This window comes from Pseudomonas sp. FeN3W, assembly GCA_030263805.2.
Taxonomy (GTDB): domain Bacteria; phylum Pseudomonadota; class Gammaproteobacteria; order Pseudomonadales; family Pseudomonadaceae; genus Stutzerimonas; species Stutzerimonas stutzeri_G.
In genome coordinates this window covers 2,115,754-2,133,468 of record CP136010.1, presented here as the reverse complement: position 1 = coordinate 2,133,468, position 17,715 = coordinate 2,115,754, and the positions used below count along the sequence as shown (strand labels likewise).

Sequence of the window (17,715 nt, the reverse complement as noted above, 5' to 3'; positions counted from 1 at the left end):
GGCTTTTGATTAGGAATGCAATGGCGGGACATTAGCGCTTGCACGCTTACCGTGGCGCATTGAAATCCAAAATATCCAGTTGCTCGGTCAGCCAGCGATATGCCTGATATGTGCTATTAAATTTACGAACTAGGGTGCGTACACCTTTATCTATGTTACAGTCGCGGAGCGTGAGGCCAAGACCTTCTTCGTCGATTTCGTAGGTCTTTGCTTTCATATCGCCGAGCTGCATCGCAAGCAGCCTAACGTCATCGAGTGAGTGAATGGGGGCGATGCTGTGCTTGCGCACGTAGGAGCGTACCTTCTCTGAAAGCTCATTGAAGTCATCTGCATTAATGCGGTGGACTATATCATCTGAATCTGGGATTTGCTCCGGATAGTCATCATCAAGTGATACGCAGTGTTCCACACCGTGAATGCTTGCTACTAGGTATTGACCGCCGACTTCGTCGCGCTCGCGGTTAAGAATTAGGATAGACATGTTTTTTCCTCAGGTTGTTGTTCTGTTCATTATTCTAAGTTGCTCCGCTTTAAAAAGGCAATAGGCTATACTGTATTTTTATACAGCTTATGGTTAACGCCTCGGAGGCCGTTCGGCTGGCTATCTAATGAGTGTCCGATCCAAAACCCATAATTTAAAAGTGGCATAAGCAGTATGTCGTGGGCAGTGGTGTCTCGGTAAGCGATTGCGCCAGTCCGTCGCCGACCCAGGCTGTGAGCGCAATTTAAAATTACTCTACTTGGTTCTCGCATTTTAAAATGTGAATCGGCTGAAAGAGTGGAAGCACCTGCTCATACCCAGCGCTGTTCAGCCGGTCTATGTGCTGCTCCCGGCGGGTCGTCTTGTGGGGTCAGGTAACATGGTTCGTCCTTGGCCAACGAACCAAAGTCCGGAATGCGATATAGAAAGGATAGAATTTTTGCACCTTTGCAATGTTTGGCTTTTGGGGTTATATAAAAAATAATGCTCTGGTTGTTGTTTTTTTGTTTTCGTATTTGCAATAATTGATTGTGTGGCATGTGTCACGCAAATAATAATTAGAAGAATAATATGAATGCAGAGACTCAAAGCGCCTATATTAGTTTGGCCAGTAATTTTTATGCGACTCGGATGCAGGGCGTTGAGCTTGATGAGCTCAATATTATTGGTGCTTTACTACGGGCGGCCCCTGATTACCGCCCGGATTATTATCGGCGCCTACGTAACGCTTTGGCGTTTGATCAAAAGCATCGAGGAAATTTCTGGGCTGCCCAAGAAATCAATCGTACGCTCAATCCGGTCACTGTGTTAAATCTGCCGCGAAAGAAAAAGCAGCGACGTCCGCAGAAGCTTTCTACCGCTGATTTCGAAGCGTGGCTACGGTGTCTGGCTGAACGAGATATGCCTGTCGAAGCGGGAGCTTTAATGGTGATATCTCTTACCGGAGCGCGACCATGCGAGCTTAACGGAATTTCTATCGATGGCCGGCGCATCCATATATCCGGTGCAAAGCTTAGCCACAACGGTTTACGCGGCGCTAGCCGAACGCTTGAGGCTGATGGAGACGTCTGCAATATCTTGAGAAACGCTCTCGCTGCTTTTAAATGTCAGCCGCGCAGTATGGATTCAATACGCGTTGCGCTTCACCAAGTCGCTACTGAGCTATTCGGTAGGAGGAAGGTGCCGAGTATGTACACACTTCGTCACCAGTTCGGCTCAAATCTGAAAGCCTCAGGCATGTCCGCAATAGAAATGGCATACGTCATGGGGCACCAGGCTACCGATTCGATTAGCCGCTATGGCGATAAAAGATTTGGACGTGCAGAAGCGGTTAAGGTTAAGCCTGCAAGCGATGCTGACTTTTCAAAGGTGAGAGATACAGTGCCTGCTCGAATGCGTGCGGACGCCGTGGCTCTTAATGATCAGCGAGACTTGGATCGTAGGACTGAGGTCGCTGACGGCTGAGGTGATGTGGTCATTTCAGCGGACAATCATGAATTCCTTAGGCTATAGAGCGTTTGTATCTAGCTCTGGTTTTGATAGCGGTTTCCACCTTTACGTCGTCAACGCTCAGGTATCTGTTACGTAATCTTGGACACATGGGTGTCGCTCACCGGCAGCTTGCGGCCGATTCTGTTGAAAAAGTAGGTTTAGCGGCAGCAAGGCGGTCGGATGTACCTGCTGTCGAAGTGGCTGCAAGCCACTTCAAGTTACCTTTCGGCGTTTCACTGAGCGTCCTTGCTCAGGTTTGAGGGTTAATTCGAGGGTTTCTGCTCGCCACAGGCGTACCTATCCCGTGAGCGGTGGCCCTTGAGGCAAAAGCTTGGCCATGCGGCGCAGGTTCTGCACCATCGCAGCCATGGTGAATTCGTCAGTGGCGCCTGTCAGGCCACGCAGTCGTAAACGGTCGAGTTTCATGATCCGTTTAAGATGGGCGAAAAGCATCTCCACCTTCTTCCGTTCGCAACGTGAGACGAGGTATTCCGGTGTCTTGGCGATGCGTCGAGCCACATCGCGGGCAGCCTCATGGATGCTGCGAACGATCTTCCGATTCGGTGTGTTGGGGCAGCATTTCGCTTTCAACGGACAGGTGACGCAGTCGGTTTGGCTGGAGCGGTAGATGATGGTGTTGGCCTTGGTTACCCGCGATCTTTTCTGGGTGAAGGCGCGCCATTCACTGCGTAGCGGTTTGCCGGTTGGGCAGCGATATTCATTGGCTTCCTGATTCCAGTGGAAGTCGTTACTGGAGAGACTGTCGTCCTTGCGCTCAGTCTTGTCCCACACCGGCACATGCGGCTCGATGTCCTTCTCTTCGACCATCCAGGCCAGCATCGGGGCAGTGCCATAGGCGGTGTCGCCGATGAGGCGTTCCGGTGTGAGGTCGAACTGCGCTTCGACACGCTCGACCATCGTCCTGGTCGAGTCGACTTCGGTGGTACGGTGCGCCGGGGTCGCTTCCACATCCATGATCACACCGTGCTCAGTGTCGATCAGGTAATTTGTGGAGTAGGCAAAGAAGGCCGGGCCGCCTGGTGCTGCTGTCCAACGGGACTGAGGATCGGTGAGCGAAATCTTCTTGGGAAGAGCCTCAGCCAACGCATCTTCATCAAGTGCTTCGAGGTACTCGCGCACGGCGCGGCTGCTGAGCTTTGGATCGCTCCAATCGACTTCATCTCCCACCACCCCACGTTGCCGGCTGGCATCCGCCTTGATGATGCTGGCGTCGACGGCGAAACCTTCGCCCTTGACTAGGCCGGCTGCCATGCAGCGCCGCAGCACTTCATTGAACAACCAGCGGAACAGATCGCTGTCACGGAAACGGCCATGGCGATTCTTCGAGAAGGTCGAGTGATTAGGTACTTCGTCTTCCAGACCCAGCCGGCAGAACCAGCGATAGGCCAGGTTCAGGTGCACCTCTTCGCACAATCGCCGCTCGGAACGAATGCCATAGCAGTAGCCGACGACCAGCATGCGCACCATCAATTCCGGGTCAATCGAGGGACGCCCGATGGGACTATAGAAATCCGCCAGATAGGCGCGCAGATCACTGAGATCCAGGCACTGGTCGATGCTGCGCAGGAGATGTTGGGCCGGGACGTGATCTTCGAGATTGAACGAGTAGAACAGGCGCTGCTGTCCTCCCGGTAACTGTCCCATCATGCTGTTCGCCTCCACGCCCGCTGACAAAGCAATTTTGCCAACGGCATGGGGAGGTCGCTACTTTTTCAACAGAATCGGCCACAAGCGGACAGTCAGCCCAATAAATAAATCTGTCCCTGTTTCGCTTGAGCCCGAAGTGGCTCTCGAATCGGCGTTGGTTGGCAGATCGCCAGGGTATCGGCGCGCGACAGCTGTCCGTCTGAATACCCCGAGGCCGTGTGTTCTACGTCACCTTTGTGCCCCAGTTCGTTCCGCCCGGTGCGGATGTGGCGGCGTACTCGTTCCTCTCAGGCCTTCACGTATTACTGACCCTGGGCGGGTTCGCCATCCTGATCGCCGCAACCATTCCGCTCGGCAGACTGCTGCGCCGGCGTGGACTGACTAGGGCGCTGGATCGGCTGACAGGGTGGCGTGCTGGTGGCGTTCGCAGTGAGGCTGATGGCTTCGAATACGGTACCGACGTTGCAGCCGGGCGCGTGAAATGAGGCCCCTGGCGTGACGCCAGGGGATGAGGCAGGACGACTAGGCGATCAGAAGCGGTAGTTCACCCCCAGTGTCAGGGTACGGCCCGGTGCTGGCTGGCGTCCCTCGGGACTGGTGTCGATGCCGCGGAAGTAGTACTGGCGGTCGAACAGGTTGCTGATGCCGGCCGAGGCGGTCAGCACGCTGTCGTCCTGCAGCTTGAACTCGCGCTCGATGGCGGTGTTCCAGATCCAGTAGGCGGGCAGCTCGCCTACTGAGGCGCTGGCATTCTCCTCGGCGCTGTTGGCGTCGTCGGTATAGGCGCTGCTGACGTAGAGGCCATCCAGGCTGTAGGTCCAGAACTCGGCGAAGCGGTAACGACCATCGACGGTGAACTGGTGCTTGGAGCTGTACGGCACCTCGTTGCCCTTGAAGTCGCCGGTGCGCAGCTCGGCATCGAGGTAGGCGTAGCCGGCGTGCAGGTCGAGGGTTGGCAGCGCGGCCGGCGTCCAGAACACCTCGGTCTCGATCCCCTGGTGGCGGGTGCTGCCGAGATTCTGGAAGCGGCTGTTGGCGAACACGATCTGGTCGTCGAAGTCGATGCGGTACAGGCCGAAGTCGATGCGCAGGTTGTCCTGTGGGGTGAAGCGCACGCCGGTCTCGTAGTTGCGCGAGATTTCCGCCTGCACCACGCCATCCCTGACGATCTGGAACACCTGAGGCACCCGCAGCGAGCGCTGCGCGTTGGCGTAGACGAACCAGTCGTCGCTGGCCTGGTAGCCGATGCTCAGACCGGGCAGCCACTCTTCGGCCACGGTCTTGCGCTCGATGCCGCTGACGCCGTCGGCGTACTCCATCTTGGCGTGCTCATAGCGCACGCCGGGGGTGAGGGTCAGGCGGTCGTCGAGCAGCTTGATTTCGTTGCTCACATAGGCGGCCTGGCCCTTGGTATCGAATACCCAGTCGCGCACCACGCTTGTGGCGCCGGTATTCAGGTTCAGACGGTCGACATCGAAGTCGACGTTTTCCTTGACCAGGCGGGCGCCAAGCAGCCAGGTCTGGCTGACGCCATCACCGTCGATGCCGAGGCTCAGGCGCGGCTCGCTGCCCCAGACACGGAAGTCGCGGGGAGCATCCTGCAGGGTGGTCGGCGTGGCATCCGGCGCGAAGGGCAGCCCGACAACAAAGTTGCGATAGCTGTGCTGGGCGAAGTTGGTCCAGCTGAATTCCACGTCGTCGAACGGGCCCATGGCGCCGAGGTATTGAGTATAGGTGCCCCAGACGCGGTCGCTGTCGCCTTCGAAACGATCGAGCTTGCGGGTCGACTGCCGCGGGTCGTCCTTGTAGTCGGCCACGCTGAGGGCGCCGGCCAGGTCCATGTCGGCGATGTAGCGCTGCACGCCGAAACTCAGGCTGCGGCTGTCATCGATATCCCACTGGCCGCGCAGGCGGTAGTTCTGCACATCGGTCTCAGAATGCTCGCGACCGTACTCGCCACTGATGGTGTTGACGTCCAGCTGCAGGCCGAAGTTGTCGGTCAGGCGCCCACCGGTGCCCAGGTAGCTGTCGTACAGCTGGCGCCCGCCGGGCGCGAAGGTGACACGCTCCTGCAGGGTGGTTTCCCACTTATCCGGAATTGGCCGGCTGATGAAGTTGAGCCCGCAGCCGCTGGTGCCGGCGAGCTGGCGACGCTGCTGCTTGAGTGTCCAGAACGCCCGCGGGCTGACCTGCACCTCCGCGCGGCGGGCGCTGCCGTCGCCGAGCAGGCGCAGGTCACGCAGGTCATCGAGTCGCTCGATCAGCCCGCCAGCGAGGCTGAAGCCGACGACGAACTCTTCCAGATCCTGCGGCGTCACCATCATCACGGCATGGTTCAGACCGTTGTAGCTGATGGCCAGCGCGCATTCCTCGGCCAGCAGCGCAGCGTGTGCGTCGTGCGGTTCGGCGGGATCGGTGGTGTTCAGAGTGGCGTAGCGGTCCAGGCTGCGCAGGCGCATCGACAGGGTCGGCTGGCTAACGTGGCAGCGCGCCGCCGTCTGGCTGAAATGCCGCGTTTCGTCGAGCGCCACCAGGAATTCCAGCTGCTTCAAATCCATTTGCCGACATCCAGCACAAGGTTTGTTCAAAGGCCGAATCAGTCTCGCCTCCAGGGGAAAGTCGACTTCGGCGCGCATGGCCTCGTTTCGCTGACGCTCCTGGCGTTCTGACCCGCAAGGCCGTCACCATAACCACTGCCAAGCTGCGCGGAAATCTCGCCTGCGGTATGCAGAAGCAACTGCAAGCACTGTGATCGCACCGCTTCGTTGTCCAGGACTGCCTCGGGACCCGAGAGGTTGATCGCCGCGACGATGCTGCCGGTATGGTCGCGCACCGCGGAGGCAATGGCGGTGGAGTAGTCCGACCGATGCAGGACCCAGCCGCGTTCGCGGTCTTCGCCAAGCAACTGTGCCAGTTCCGGCAGGGATTTGGGCGCGGGTGGTGGGTAGTCGTCCAGGCGCACGCGCTGGTAGAGCTGATCCAGGGTCTCGGCGGGCAGTTCGCTGAGCAGGATGCGGCCCATCGCCGTGCAGTGGCAGGGGATGCGCGTGCCGATGGGGATGTTCACCGACAGGCGCTGGGCGGCGAAGGCGCGGTAAAGGTACAGCGATTCGGTCTGCTCGCGGATGGCCAGGTGGCAGGACAGGGAGGTCTTGTCACGCAGGGTGTTCAGCAGCGGCATGGCGACATCGACGATATCGCGACTGGCGAGATAGCTGAAGCCGTTGCTGATCACCTGGGTGCCCAGTTCGTAGGTGTTGCGGTCGATCTTGCGCAGGTAGCCCATCTCCGAAAGCGTGAAAAGGATCCGGTAGATCGCTGAAACGCTGACGCCGAGGCGGGCGGCGATTTCGTTGGAGCCGAGGGTGCGCTGCACGCCATCGAACATTTCGAGGATGCGCAGGCCGCGTTGCAGCGCAGGCACCCAATAGTCGTTTTCCGGTAACTCGGCGTTTGCGGCTGTCATGGGACCTCCGTGTGATGGCTGTGAGATGGGCGGCAGATGGGTTCCTCGGGCCGGTTGGCTTGGATGATCAATACGGCGCTTGCTGCCGCTGGGTACGGTCGCCGGGCGAACGAGCTTGACCATGGCCGCCCGGCGACAGCTGCTTCATGCCAGAGCGTCCATGCCTACCGGCTTGCCACCGAACTCGGCCATGGCGTCGAGCAGCGCGTCCCAGAGATAGCTCGCCGAGGCGCGGTCGCAGAGGATATGGAAGCCGGGCAGAGCGCAGCTGCCGGTGTTGAGCACCATCACGTTGATCCGCGCCGCCGAGGTTTGCGCCACCGCACCGCGTGCAAAGGCTTCGGCGCGCAGGTCGACGCCGCAGAGCTTGGCCATCACCTCGGCGACGTGCGCTCCAGTCAGCAGCAGCCAGGCATGGCTGTCCTGGCGCGGCAGCAGGTAAACGGCGCTGGTGCCGAAGGTCCAGTCGGCTTCCGCACGCGCGACGCGCTTGCCGGCGTCCGTCAGGCTGCCGAGCAGCAGGTACTCGGTCTGCGACAGCCGCGCTACGTGGCTGCCGTCGGCCTGGGTGACGACCCGGTTGGGTGCGGACGGCAGGCTGAAGCCGCAACGCTCCAGCCAGGCGGCGGCTTCTGCCCCGCGAAAGCCCACCCGTGCCAGGTTGGTGAGGTCGAGCAGGCCGCAGCGCTCGGCCTGGGCGGTTTCGTCGCCGCCGTAGCTGGTAACGATCGCGCTGTCGCCGAGCTGGCCGAAACAGGCGCCGGCATGCTTGCGGTAGAGCGGACTGCGTTCCGTGAAATGCTGGGGATCGAGTGCCTGCATGCTTACAGCTCCTGACGTTGGTTCTGGGGATCGAAGAACGGCAGCTTGACGACGGTCGCCTGGACCACTTCGCCGCCTTCGACGCGAATGGGAATGAGACTGCCGGGCTCGGCCTGGTGCGCGCCGGCATAGGCCAGGCCGATGATCTGGCCGAGGGTCTGGCTGTATTCACAGGAGGTGACGTTGCCGGAAATGTCCGGCCCGTTCAGCACCAGATGCCCTTCCAGTGGCTGGCTGGCGCCCTTGGGCAGGGTGAAGCCGACCAGCTTGCGGCGCAGCGGCTGCTTTTCCAGAATCTCCACCGAGCGTTTGCCGACGAAGAACGGCTTGCTGCGGGCGATGGCCCAGGTCATGTCGATCTCGGCCGGGGTGGTCATGCCGTCGGTGTCCTGGCTGATGATCACGTGGCCCTTTTCCAGACGCAGCAGGCGCTGGGTCTCGACGCCGAACGGGCGGATGCCGTCCTTCTCGCCGGCCTGCATCAGCGAATCCCAGAGGTACTCGCCGTAGCGCGCCGGGACGTGAATCTCGTAGCCCAACTCGCCGACGAAGCCGACGCGCATCAGCCGGGCGGGGATGCCGAGCACGGTGCCCAGGCGCACGCCGAGATAGGGAAAGGCGTCGGCGGACAGATCGACGTCATGACAGACCTTGCGCAGCACCTGCCGGGACAGCGGGCCGGCCAGGTTCACAGCCGCCAGCGCGGCGGTGACGTTGGTGACGTCCACGTTCAGCCGCCATTGGGCGTTCCACTTGAGCATCTGCTGGTAGATGCGATCGACCCCGCTGGTGGTAGCGGTGACGTAGAAATGGTCGTCGGCGAAGCGCGCGCAGACGCCGTCATCGATCACCACGCCTTGCTCGTCGGTCATCAGCGCGTAGCGCGAGCGACCGACCGGCTGCTTGAGAAAGGCGAAGGTGTACAGGCGGTTGAGCAACTCGGCGGCATCCGGGCCGCGCACGTCCAGCCCGCCGAGGGTGGAGACGTCGATCAGGCCGACCTGCTCGCGCACGTGGCGCGCCTCGGCCTGCATGCAGGCGTCGCGCTCCTCGGGCTTGCCGTAATAGGCGGGGCGCTGCCAGACACCGGCAGGCATCATCTTGGCGCCCAGCTCCAGGTGGCGGTGGTGCATCGGCGTCTGCCGGTAGGGATCGAAACCGCGGCCGGCGACGTGGGCGAGCTTCTCGGCCACGAATGGCGGCCGTGCGGTGGTCACGCCGGTCTCGCTGACGCTGCGCCCGGTGGCTTCGGCCACCAGGCGCGCGGTGGGCAGCGCCGAATGGCGGCCCTGGGACGGACCCATGCCGACGGTGGAAAAGCGTTTGACCAGTTGCACGTCGCGATAGCCGTGGCGGGTGGCGTTGACGATGTCACGCACCTGCAGGTCTTCGTCGAAGTCGACGAATTCCTTGCCCTTGGGATGAGCAAAGATCGGCCAGGGAAAGTTCGGCGATACCTCGGCGAGCGGGCTGCCGGTCACCGTTGGCGGGTTCAGGCCCAGGGCGGTGCAGGCCCTGGTCGCAGCCTCCCGGGCTTCGAGCAGCAGGTTGTCGAGGCTGTGGCGGCCGTTGACCGAGCCGGCGGCCTGTAGCCCGGCGGGCAGGCCGCTCAGGGTGAAGGTGGCGCGGCTATCGTCGTAGGCCAGCTTGCCGCCGGCCTGGCAGAGCAACTGGTAGACCGGCATGTAGCCGGCGGACATGCAGACGAGGTCGCAGTCGAGCTGAAGGCTTTTTTCGGCCACCCGGCCCTTGCCGACGATGCGGCGGATGTCCACCCCGCTGACGTGGCGCATGCCCCTGGTGTGCAGCGCCTCGTACACCGTGCTGTTCAGCTCGCATCGAATGCCTTGCGCCTGCACCGCAGCAAGCAGGCTGCTGTCGCTGGGCTGCGGGCGCATGTCCACCAGTGCGGCGACCTGCACGCCGGCCTCGATCAGGTCGAGGGCGGCCAGGTAGCCGTCGTCGTTGCCAGTGAGCACCACGCCGCGGTGGCCCGGCTGGACCGCGTAGAGCTTGATCAGGCGCTGGGCGGCGCTGGTGAGCATGATCCCTGGCAGGTCGTTGTTGCGAAACACCACCGGCTGGTCGAACGCGCCAGCGGCGACGATGCATTGCCTGGCGCGCACCTTGTACAGGCGCTTGCCCTGAATCACCGGCAGGTAGTGCTCGGTAAACCAGGCATTGCAGGTGGCCTCCAGCATGATCTGGATGTTCGGATGGCTCTCTACGGCGCTGACCAGCTTCTGCCGCAGGCTTTCGGCGCGCTTGCCGTCCACATCAAAACGACCCCAGGCCAGGGCGCCGCCCAGATACGCCTGCTGTTCGATCAATAGCACCTTGGCACCGGCGTCGGCGGCGCTCAGCGCCGCTTCCAGGCCGGCCGGGCCGGCACCGACCACGGCAAGATCGGGGAACAGGAACGCCTTGTCGTAGTACTCGGGCTGGAAGTTCACGTCGAGCACGCCGAGACCGGCCTTCTTGCGGATCAAGGGCTCCCAGCGATTCCAGATGCCCTTGGGCTTGTAGAAGCTGCGGTAGTAGAAACCCACCGGCATGAACCGGGAAAACCTGCCGAGGTACGCATCACGGTCGTTGTCCAGGCTGCCCGAGACGTTCTGCGCGGTGACCTGCTGGCCGGCCGCAAGCGGCTCCATGTCGGCCAGCAAGTTCGGCTCGTGGGGCAGTTGCACCAGGGTGTTGGCATCCTGGCCGGCGAGGGTCAGCGGGCCGCGCGGGCGGTGATACTTGAACGAGCGCGAGAGCAGCCAGCGGCCGTTGGCGAGCAGAGCGCTGGCGATGCTGTCGCCCTTGAGGCCTTGGTAGGTCTGGCCATCGAAGCTGAAGCTGACCGGCTGCCCGCGGTCGATCAGCAGGCCCAGCGGGGCGGGTAGGCGATTGAAGGCCGTCATGCGTTGACCTCCTGTCTGGCCGGGGCGGCGCTGAACTCAACGCGGCGGGTGAAGAGTTCCTTCGGGTCGAAGGTGCGGAGGATTTCGTCGCTCACCGTGTGGCGCTCGGCGAGGAACCAGTAGCTGGAGGCGTTGTGCATCCACCACTCGATGACCACGCCGGCGCGGTTCTCCTTGTTGAACACATAGTCGGCCCATTCTTCATCGGAGCAGGTGTTCTGATCGGGCATGGCCTTAAGTTCGCCGCCATAGGTGAATTCGCTGATGTTGCGTGGCCCGTTGAGCGGGCAGGGCATGATCTTCATCGGGATGTCCTCAATGGCTGGCGGCGGTGGCGCCCATCTCGTTGACCTGCTGGAAGCGCGAGAAGCGGGCGAGGCTGAACGGCGCGATCAGCTCGGGCACCTTGCCGCCGTTGGCGACCAGTTCGGCCATGGTCTTGCCGCAGATCGGCGTGGACTTGAAGCCCCAGGTGCCCCAGCCAGCGTCCAGGTAGTAGTTGTCGATCGGCGACAGACCCATGATCGGGCTGTAGTCGGGGGTCATGTCGGTGATGCCGGCCCACTGACGCATCAGCTTGGCGTTGGCGAGGAAGGGGAACATCTCGATGGCGTGCGCCAGCAGACCTTCCTTGAGCTCCAAGGTCGAGCGGGTGTTGTAGAGCGGGTAGGGGTCGGAGCCGCCACCGATCACCACCTCGCCGCGGCCGGTCTGCTGCACGTAGCAATGCAGGGCGGACGAGCTCACCAGCGGATCGAGGAAGGGCTTGAACGGCTGGGTCACCATGGCCTGCAGCGGGTAGCTGTGGATCGGCGCGCGGATGCCCAGCTTGTTCAGCAGCAGCGAGCTGTGGCCGGCGATGGCCTGCACCACGCAGCCGCACTTGATCGTGCCGCGGTTGGTCTTCACCGCGGTCACCCGGCCGTTCTCCACGACGAAATCCTGCGCCTCGGTAAGCGGGTGGATCTCCACCCCGCGCTTGGCGGCTTGTTTGGCGTAGCCCCAGGCCACCGCGTCGTGCCGCGCGGTGGCGCCGTCCATGTGCCAGAGGCCGGCGAGTACCGGAAGGTGGCCGGGGTCGAGATTGAGCGTCGGCACCAGCTCGCGGATCTGCTGGCGATCGATCATCTCGGTGCGCCCGCCGAAGTGCTTGTTGACCTCGGCACGCTGGCGGAAGGCACGCACCGTGGAGTCCGTGTGGGCCAGGGTCAGCTGGCCACGCTCGGAATACATGATGTTGAAGTCGAATTCGTTGGAAAGGCCCTGGAACAGCCGCACCGACTCGGCGTAGAACTTCACGCCCTCGCTGGTGAGGTAGTTGGAGCGAATGACCGCGGTGTTGCGCGCGGTGTTGCCGCCGCCCAGGTAGGACTTCTCCAGCACCGCGACGTTGGTCACCCCGTGGTAGCGGGCCAGGTAATAGGCGGTGGCCAGGCCGTGGCCGCCACCGCCGATGATCACCACGTCGTAGGCCGGCTTCAGCTCCGTCGGCGGCGGCAGGTCGACCTCCGCCGGGTACTCGGAGGACAGCCCGTATTTCAGCAGGTTGAAAGGCATGTCGACTCCTCGGCGGACCGTGCGGCCGCCTGTTTGCGCTGCTGGCGCGCAGCAGTGACGGTGTTCTGCATGAGCAGGGCAATGGTCATCGGGCCGACGCCGCCGGGTACCGGGGTGATGGCCGACACCAGCGGCAGCACGCTGTCGAAATCGACGTCGCCGACCAGCCGGGTTCGGCCGTCTTCCTCGATGCGGTTGATGCCGACATCGATCACCACGGCGCCGGGCTTGATCCAGGCGGCGTCGATCATCCGTGGCCGACCGACCGCGGCGATCAGGATGTCTGCCTGCCGGCTCAGCGCCTGTGGCTCGCGGCTGCGCGAATGCAGGACGGTCACCGAGCAGTCGGCCGCCAGCAGCAGTGCGGCCATCGGCTTGCCGACGATGTTGGAGCGGCCGACCACCACCGCGTGCTTGCCCGCCAGGTCACCGAGTCGATCGCGCAGCAGACGCATGCAGCCGGCTGGTGTGCAGGGCGTCAGCACCGGACGGCCCTGGCTGAGTCCGCCGACGTTGTCGCTGTGGAAGCCGTCGACGTCCTTGGCCGGGTCGATTGCCTGCAGCACCAGGCGTTCGTCGATGTGCGCCGGCAGCGGCAGCTGCACCAGGATGCCGTGCACCCTGGGGTCGGCGTTCAGTCCGGCGATCATCTCCAGCACGGCCTCGGCGGAGCTGTCGGCCTGCATGCGGAACTCCAGCGAGCGAATACCGGCCTGCTCGGCGCGCAGCACCTTGTTGCGCACATAGACGTGGCTGGCCGGGTCGTCGCCGATCAGCACCACCGCCAGGGCAGGCTCCAGGCCTTCGGCCTTGAGCGTCGCGACCTCGGCGGCCACTTCCTCGATCACCTGCGCGGCGGCGGCCTTGCCATCGATGAGTTTGTCGCTTTGCTGAGTGTTCACCGGAAGATCACCGTCTTGTCGTGGTTGAGGAATACGCGGTGCTGGAGGTGGAACTTGACCGCCTTGGAAAGCGCCACGGTCTCGGTATCGCGACCGATGGTCACCAGATCGTCCGGCTTGTACGCGTGATCGACGCGCTGGACCTCCTGCTCGATGATCGGCCCCTCGTCCAGGTCGCTGGTCACGTAGTGCGCCGTGGCGCCGATCAGCTTGACCCCGCGGTCGAAGGCCTGGTGGTAGGGCTTGGCACCCTTGAAGCCGGGCAGGAAGGAATGGTGGATGTTGATCGCGCGGCCGGCGAGCTTCTTGCAAAGGTCGTCCGAGAGAATCTGCATGTAGCGCGCCAGCACCACCAGTTCGGTGCCGGTGTCCTCGATGATGTTCATCAGCTCGGCTTCCTGCTGCGCCTTGTTGTCGCGATTGACCGGCAGGTAGATGAAGCGGATGCCCTCGCGTTCGGCCATGGGGCGCAGGTCGAGGTGGTTGGAGACGATGGCGGTGATCTGCATATCCATCTCGCCCTTGTGGTAGCGATACAGCAGGTCGCTCAGGCAGTGGTCGAACTTGCTCACCATCAGCAGGACGCGCATGGGTTGCGCGGTGCTGTGCAGTTCCCAGTCCATGTCGAACTTGCCGGCGACATCGACGAAGCCGCGCTCGATCAGGTCGATGTCGCCGTCCAGGCCGGTGTTGAAGCGAAACACAGCACGCATGAAGAACCGGCCGCTGAGCTCGTCATCGAACTGGGACATTTCGCTGATGTAGCAGCCGTGTTCGGACAGAAAGCTCGTCACCGAGGCGACGATGCCAGAGGTGGCCGGGCAGCTGATCTTGATGATGAATTGTTCGTGTTGCATGTCGAGTCCTCAGGAAGGGGCGGCAGAGGGCAAGTGCAATGTTCATCGGTGAACAATGTGTTCAGGTGCGAATATTTTTAACTGCTAGGAATATATCTTTCGCTTGAGTGGTTTTATAAGCGAACGGATCCTTCAGGTCCATACCGTTAGGAAAAAAAATATCTCACCAGGAATTTTTCGGGTGCGGCTCTGGGAGCGCAGAAGGCCGGCGGGGCTTGAGGCGAGGAGGGCCAGGAAGGCAGGGCGGGTGCAACCCGCCGACGGGGCGCCGTCCTGAGATATGTCGAGCGGGTGTTACCCGCCCGACGACCGGTAGGGTTCAGGCGTTCCAGCCCATTCCTACTCCTTGTCGTAATTCATGATCGAAAGCAGGCGAATCGGTACCTGGACCAGTTTCTCCGGGCCGTGGGGGACTTCGCCGTCGAAGGTCAGGCTGTCGCCGGCTTGCATCGGATAGAGCTGGTTGCCGTGGCGATAGACGAGTTCGCCATCAAGCAGGTGGATGAATTCGGTGCCGGGATGGGCGAAGGTCGGGAACTCCTCGCTGGCGTCATCCATGGTGATCATGTACGCCTCGAAGCTCTTCTTCGGGCCGCGGGTGTGATTGAGCAGGTGATAGGTGTGGCCCTTCTCCGTGCCGCGTCGCACCACTTCCATGCCTTCCCCCTTCTTGACCAGCAGCGCACTGCCGCCTTGCTGGTCGTACTGGCTGAACAGCTTGGACATGGGCATCCCCAGCACGTCGCAGAGGCGGCTGAGTGAATCGAGGCTGGTGGAGACCTGGGCGTTCTCGATCTTGCTGAGCATGCCCTGGCTGATGCCGGCAATGCGTGCGACATCGGCGATCTTCAGGCCCTGGGCCTGGCGCTGCCGCTTGAGCTGGATGCCTAGGTACTGCTCGAGCTTCAGGCGCGGTTCGTTGTCGGTCGATCTGGTCATGTGAGGCCGTGCGATTTCAGTGCTTCGAATGATCGGCGCGCACCATCAGTGAGCGGTCAGGGCCAAGCCCGTTCGGCCTTTGCAGGCGCCGGTTTCGTCCAATGAAAACATTTTTCCTCTGTATATAGAAGAAACACGGGTTCCAGCGGCTTTTCGCGCGCAGGCGAATCTTGGCAAGCGGCTTGCATTTCCTTTAGCGAAATAAAAATTCTCTTCCGGAATATGTTGGCGATACCAAGGAGCGAACGACGATGTTGCCCAGTGAAACCCAACGAATCATCGATCAGCACGGCATCAGGTATGTGCTGGCTCAGTTTGTCGATATCCACGGTTCGGCCAAGACGAAGTCCGTACCGGTGTGTGGCCTGGAATCGGTCGCCGAAGTCGGCGCCGGCTTCGCCGGTTTCGCCATCTGCGGCATGGGCATGGAGCCCCACGGACCGGACTTCATGGCGCGCGGCGACTTGCAGACCCTGACGCCGGTACCCTGGCAACCGGGTTACGGCCGCGTGCTGTGCATCGGTCATGTGGATGGCAAGCCCTGGCCGTACGACAGCCGCTACGTGCTGCAGCAGCAGGTGCGCCGGCTCAGCGAGCGCGGCTGGACCCTCAATACCGGGCTCGAGCCCGAGTTCAGCCTGTTCCGCCGTGATGGCGAGGGCCATCTGCAGCTGGTGGACGCCAGCGATAACCTGGACAAGCCCTGCTACGACTACAAGGGCCTGTCGCGCTCGCGGGTCTTCCTCGAACGCCTGACCGAGGCGCTGCAGGCGGTGGATTTCGAGATCTACCAGATCGACCACGAGGACGCCAACGGCCAGTTCGAGATCAACTACACCTACAGCGACGCCATGACCTCGGCGGACCGCTTCACCTTCTTCCGCATGGCCGCCGGCGAGATCGCCAACGAACTGGGCATGATCTGCTCCTTCATGCCCAAGCCGGACCCCAAGCGTGCCGGTAATGGCATGCACTTCCACCTGTCGATAGGCAGCGCCAGCAACAAGAACCTTTTTCACGACGCCAGCGACCCGAGCGGCATGGGCCTGTCGAAGCTCGCCTACCACTTCGCCGCGGGCCTGCTCGCCCACGCGCCGGCGCTCTGCGCCTTCGCCGCGCCGACGGTGAACTCCTACAAGCGCCTGGTGGTGGGGCGCTCGCTGTCCGGTGCGACCTGGGCGCCGGCGTTCGTCGCCTACGGTGCCAACAATCGCTCGGCGATGGTGCGCATTCCCTACGGGCGCATCGAGTTCCGGCTGCCGGATGCCGGCTGCAATCCCTACCTGGTCACGGCCGCGATCATCGCTGCCGGCCTGGATGGCATCGATCGCCAGCTCGACCCCGGCGCGCCCTGCAACGAGAACCTCTACGACCTGGGGCTGGAAAGGATCGCCGCGCGCGGCATCCAGACCCTGCCGCAGTCGCTGAAAGAAGCCTGCGACGCGCTCCAGGCCGACCCGTTGTTCCGCGAGGTGCTGGGCGCGGAGATCGTCGACGAATTCCTCAAGCTCAAGCGCATGGAGTGGGTGGAATACAGCCGGCACGTCTCGGACTGGGAAATCCAGCGCTACACCGAATTTTTCTGAAAGCCGCTGGATGCCGGGGAAGGTGACGCCGGACGAAGCATGTCTGCGGCAGCCGATCTCGACCCTCCAGCCTCCCGAATGCAGTGAGGACATCTATATGTGTGGAATCGTGGGGCTCTATTTGAAGAACCCGGAGCTGGAATCCCAGCTCGGTGCGCTGTTCGAGCCGATGCTGCTGGCGATGACCGATCGCGGTCCGGACAGCGCAGGCTTTGCCATCTACGGCGATGAAGTCAGGGAGGGCTGGGTCAAGCTGACCCTGCAGAGCAATGACGCCAGCCTTGACTGGAAAAGCCTGATGGGCGCGCTGGAAGGGCGCCTGGGTTGTTCGCTGGACTGGTTCACCAATGCCAGCGCGGCGGTGCTCAAGGTCGCCGCGGAGGAATCGGCGGTGCGCGCGGCGCTCAGGGAGCTGGCGCCTGGCGTGCGCATCATGAGCGCCGGCCAGAGCATCGAGATCCTCAAGGGCATGGGCCTGCCGCGCGAAATCGCCGAACGCTTCGGCCTGGCGAAGATGAAGGGCAGCCACATCATCGGGCACTCCCGCATGGCCACCGAAAGCGCGGTGACCATGGAAGGCAGCCATCCCTTCACCACCGGCGACGACCTCTGCCTGGTGCACAACGGCTCGCTGTCCAACCACTTCCGCCTGCGCCAGGAACTGCGCCGCCACGGCATCGAATTCGAGACGGAAAACGATACCGAGGTCGCCGCCGGTTACCTGACCTGGCGCCTGCAACAGGGCGACAGCCTGCAGCAGGCGCTCGACCACGCCCTCGAGGAGCTGGACGGCTTCTTCACCTTTGCCATCGGCACCCGCAACGGTTTCGCGGTGATCCGCGACCCCATCGCCTGCAAGCCGGCCATCCTCGCCGAGACCGACGACTACGTGGCCATGGCCTCGGAGTACCAGGCCCTGGCCAGTCTGCCCGGTATCGACAAGGCCCGGGTCTGGGAGCCGGAGCCGGCCACCCTGTACATCTGGGAACGCGCATGAAGCGAGCTCGCCCACAGCCCGCCATGTGCACTGCAAGTGC

Annotated in this window: 15 protein-coding genes and 1 pseudogene; 4 read left to right on the top strand and 12 right to left on the bottom strand. The window is 62.4% G+C overall.

Going from position 1 to position 17,715, the window contains the following annotated elements:
* Nucleotides 1–46: 46 nt before the first annotated feature.
* Nucleotides 47–481 (bottom strand): hypothetical protein, encoded by a 435-nt coding sequence (locus P5704_010250; GenBank protein ID WOF80821.1) that lies wholly within the window; start codon nucleotides 479–481, stop codon nucleotides 47–49.
* Between the two features lie 570 nt (nucleotides 482–1,051).
* Here P5704_010250 and P5704_010245 point away from each other — a divergent pair.
* Nucleotides 1,052–1,945, top strand: a complete 894-nt coding sequence (locus P5704_010245; protein WOF80820.1) for a site-specific integrase — start codon at nucleotides 1,052–1,054, stop codon at nucleotides 1,943–1,945.
* 324 nt (nucleotides 1,946–2,269) lie between these two features.
* Here P5704_010245 and P5704_010240 read toward each other — a convergent pair whose 3' ends face one another.
* A complete protein-coding gene (locus P5704_010240) occupies nucleotides 2,270–3,640 on the bottom strand; it encodes an IS1182 family transposase (GenBank protein WOF81202.1) in 1,371 nt (456 codons plus the stop codon).
* A 218-nt stretch (nucleotides 3,641–3,858) separates the two neighbouring features.
* Between P5704_010240 and P5704_010235 the strand changes: the two genes are divergently transcribed.
* Nucleotides 3,859–4,125 carry a hypothetical protein gene (locus P5704_010235; protein WOF80819.1) on the top strand — a complete coding sequence of 89 codons (267 nt, stop codon included), beginning with the start codon at nucleotides 3,859–3,861 and terminating at the stop codon, nucleotides 4,123–4,125.
* Between the two features lie 45 nt (nucleotides 4,126–4,170).
* Here the strand turns inward: P5704_010235 and P5704_010230 are convergent, their stop codons facing one another.
* From P5704_010230 to P5704_010185, 10 genes and pseudogenes are all read right to left on the bottom strand, one after another.
* A complete protein-coding gene (locus P5704_010230) occupies nucleotides 4,171–5,961 on the bottom strand; it encodes a TonB-dependent receptor (GenBank protein WOF81201.1) in 1,791 nt (596 codons plus the stop codon).
* Nucleotides 5,962–6,078: 117 nt separating this feature from the next.
* Nucleotides 6,079–6,198: pseudogene (locus tag P5704_010225) on the bottom strand (LysR family transcriptional regulator).
* Nucleotides 6,199–6,236: 38 nt separating this feature from the next.
* Complete coding sequence (locus tag P5704_010220) at nucleotides 6,237–7,106, bottom strand: IclR family transcriptional regulator (GenBank protein ID WOF80818.1); 870 nt, start codon at nucleotides 7,104–7,106, stop codon at nucleotides 6,237–6,239.
* A 144-nt stretch (nucleotides 7,107–7,250) separates the two neighbouring features.
* The gene (locus P5704_010215; GenBank protein ID WOF80817.1) at nucleotides 7,251–7,928 is read right to left on the bottom strand and encodes an aminomethyltransferase family protein; all 678 of its coding nucleotides are present in this window, start codon (nucleotides 7,926–7,928) and stop codon (nucleotides 7,251–7,253) included.
* A gap of 2 nt (nucleotides 7,929–7,930) precedes the next feature.
* The gene (locus tag P5704_010210) at nucleotides 7,931–10,837 is read right to left on the bottom strand and encodes a 2Fe-2S iron-sulfur cluster-binding protein (GenBank protein ID WOF80816.1); all 2,907 of its coding nucleotides are present in this window, start codon (nucleotides 10,835–10,837) and stop codon (nucleotides 7,931–7,933) included.
* Nucleotides 10,834–11,142: a sarcosine oxidase subunit delta gene (locus P5704_010205; GenBank protein ID WOF80815.1), complete on the bottom strand. Its 309-nt coding sequence runs from the start codon at nucleotides 11,140–11,142 to the stop codon at nucleotides 10,834–10,836. Before P5704_010205 ends, P5704_010210 begins: the two co-directional genes overlap by 4 nt.
* Nucleotides 11,143–11,152: 10 nt before the next feature.
* Nucleotides 11,153–12,394: an FAD-dependent oxidoreductase gene (locus P5704_010200; protein ID WOF80814.1), complete on the bottom strand. Its 1,242-nt coding sequence runs from the start codon at nucleotides 12,392–12,394 to the stop codon at nucleotides 11,153–11,155.
* A complete protein-coding gene (gene folD, locus P5704_010195; GenBank protein WOF80813.1) occupies nucleotides 12,376–13,296 on the bottom strand; it encodes a bifunctional methylenetetrahydrofolate dehydrogenase/methenyltetrahydrofolate cyclohydrolase FolD in 921 nt (306 codons plus the stop codon). Before folD ends, P5704_010200 begins: the two co-directional genes overlap by 19 nt.
* Nucleotides 13,293–14,153 (bottom strand): formyltetrahydrofolate deformylase, encoded by an 861-nt coding sequence (purU, locus tag P5704_010190; protein WOF80812.1) that lies wholly within the window; start codon nucleotides 14,151–14,153, stop codon nucleotides 13,293–13,295. The genes folD and purU overlap by 4 nt, the downstream gene beginning before the upstream one ends.
* A 339-nt stretch (nucleotides 14,154–14,492) precedes the next feature.
* Complete coding sequence (locus tag P5704_010185; protein WOF80811.1) at nucleotides 14,493–15,092, bottom strand: helix-turn-helix domain-containing protein; 600 nt, start codon at nucleotides 15,090–15,092, stop codon at nucleotides 14,493–14,495.
* Nucleotides 15,093–15,343: 251 nt separating this feature from the next.
* On the opposite strand from P5704_010185, the gene glnT reads away from it, so the two are divergent.
* Complete coding sequence (glnT, locus tag P5704_010180; protein WOF80810.1) at nucleotides 15,344–16,678, top strand: type III glutamate--ammonia ligase; 1,335 nt, start codon at nucleotides 15,344–15,346, stop codon at nucleotides 16,676–16,678.
* Between the two features lie 97 nt (nucleotides 16,679–16,775).
* Nucleotides 16,776–17,675: a glutamine amidotransferase family protein gene (locus P5704_010175; GenBank protein WOF80809.1), complete on the top strand. Its 900-nt coding sequence runs from the start codon at nucleotides 16,776–16,778 to the stop codon at nucleotides 17,673–17,675.
* Nucleotides 17,676–17,715 lie beyond the last annotated feature (40 nt).

Coding starts and splice junctions, on each gene's coding strand:
- P5704_010250 (WOF80821.1), bottom strand. CDS start 481: ATGTCTATCCTAATTCTTAACCGCGAGCGCGACGAAGTCGGCGGTCAA.
- P5704_010175 (WOF80809.1), top strand. CDS start 16,776: ATGTGTGGAATCGTGGGGCTCTATTTGAAGAACCCGGAGCTGGAATCC.
- purU (WOF80812.1), bottom strand. CDS start 14,153: ATGCAACACGAACAATTCATCATCAAGATCAGCTGCCCGGCCACCTCT.
- P5704_010185 (WOF80811.1), bottom strand. CDS start 15,092: ATGACCAGATCGACCGACAACGAACCGCGCCTGAAGCTCGAGCAGTAC.
- P5704_010245 (WOF80820.1), top strand. CDS start 1,052: ATGAATGCAGAGACTCAAAGCGCCTATATTAGTTTGGCCAGTAATTTT.
- P5704_010210 (WOF80816.1), bottom strand. CDS start 10,837: ATGACGGCCTTCAATCGCCTACCCGCCCCGCTGGGCCTGCTGATCGAC.
- P5704_010230 (WOF81201.1), bottom strand. CDS start 5,961: ATGGTGACGCCGCAGGATCTGGAAGAGTTCGTCGTCGGCTTCAGCCTC.
- P5704_010200 (WOF80814.1), bottom strand. CDS start 12,394: ATGCCTTTCAACCTGCTGAAATACGGGCTGTCCTCCGAGTACCCGGCG.
- P5704_010215 (WOF80817.1), bottom strand. CDS start 7,928: ATGCAGGCACTCGATCCCCAGCATTTCACGGAACGCAGTCCGCTCTAC.
- glnT (WOF80810.1), top strand. CDS start 15,344: ATGTTGCCCAGTGAAACCCAACGAATCATCGATCAGCACGGCATCAGG.
- P5704_010205 (WOF80815.1), bottom strand. CDS start 11,142: ATGAAGATCATGCCCTGCCCGCTCAACGGGCCACGCAACATCAGCGAA.
- P5704_010240 (WOF81202.1), bottom strand. CDS start 3,640: ATGATGGGACAGTTACCGGGAGGACAGCAGCGCCTGTTCTACTCGTTC.
- P5704_010220 (WOF80818.1), bottom strand. CDS start 7,106: ATGACAGCCGCAAACGCCGAGTTACCGGAAAACGACTATTGGGTGCCT.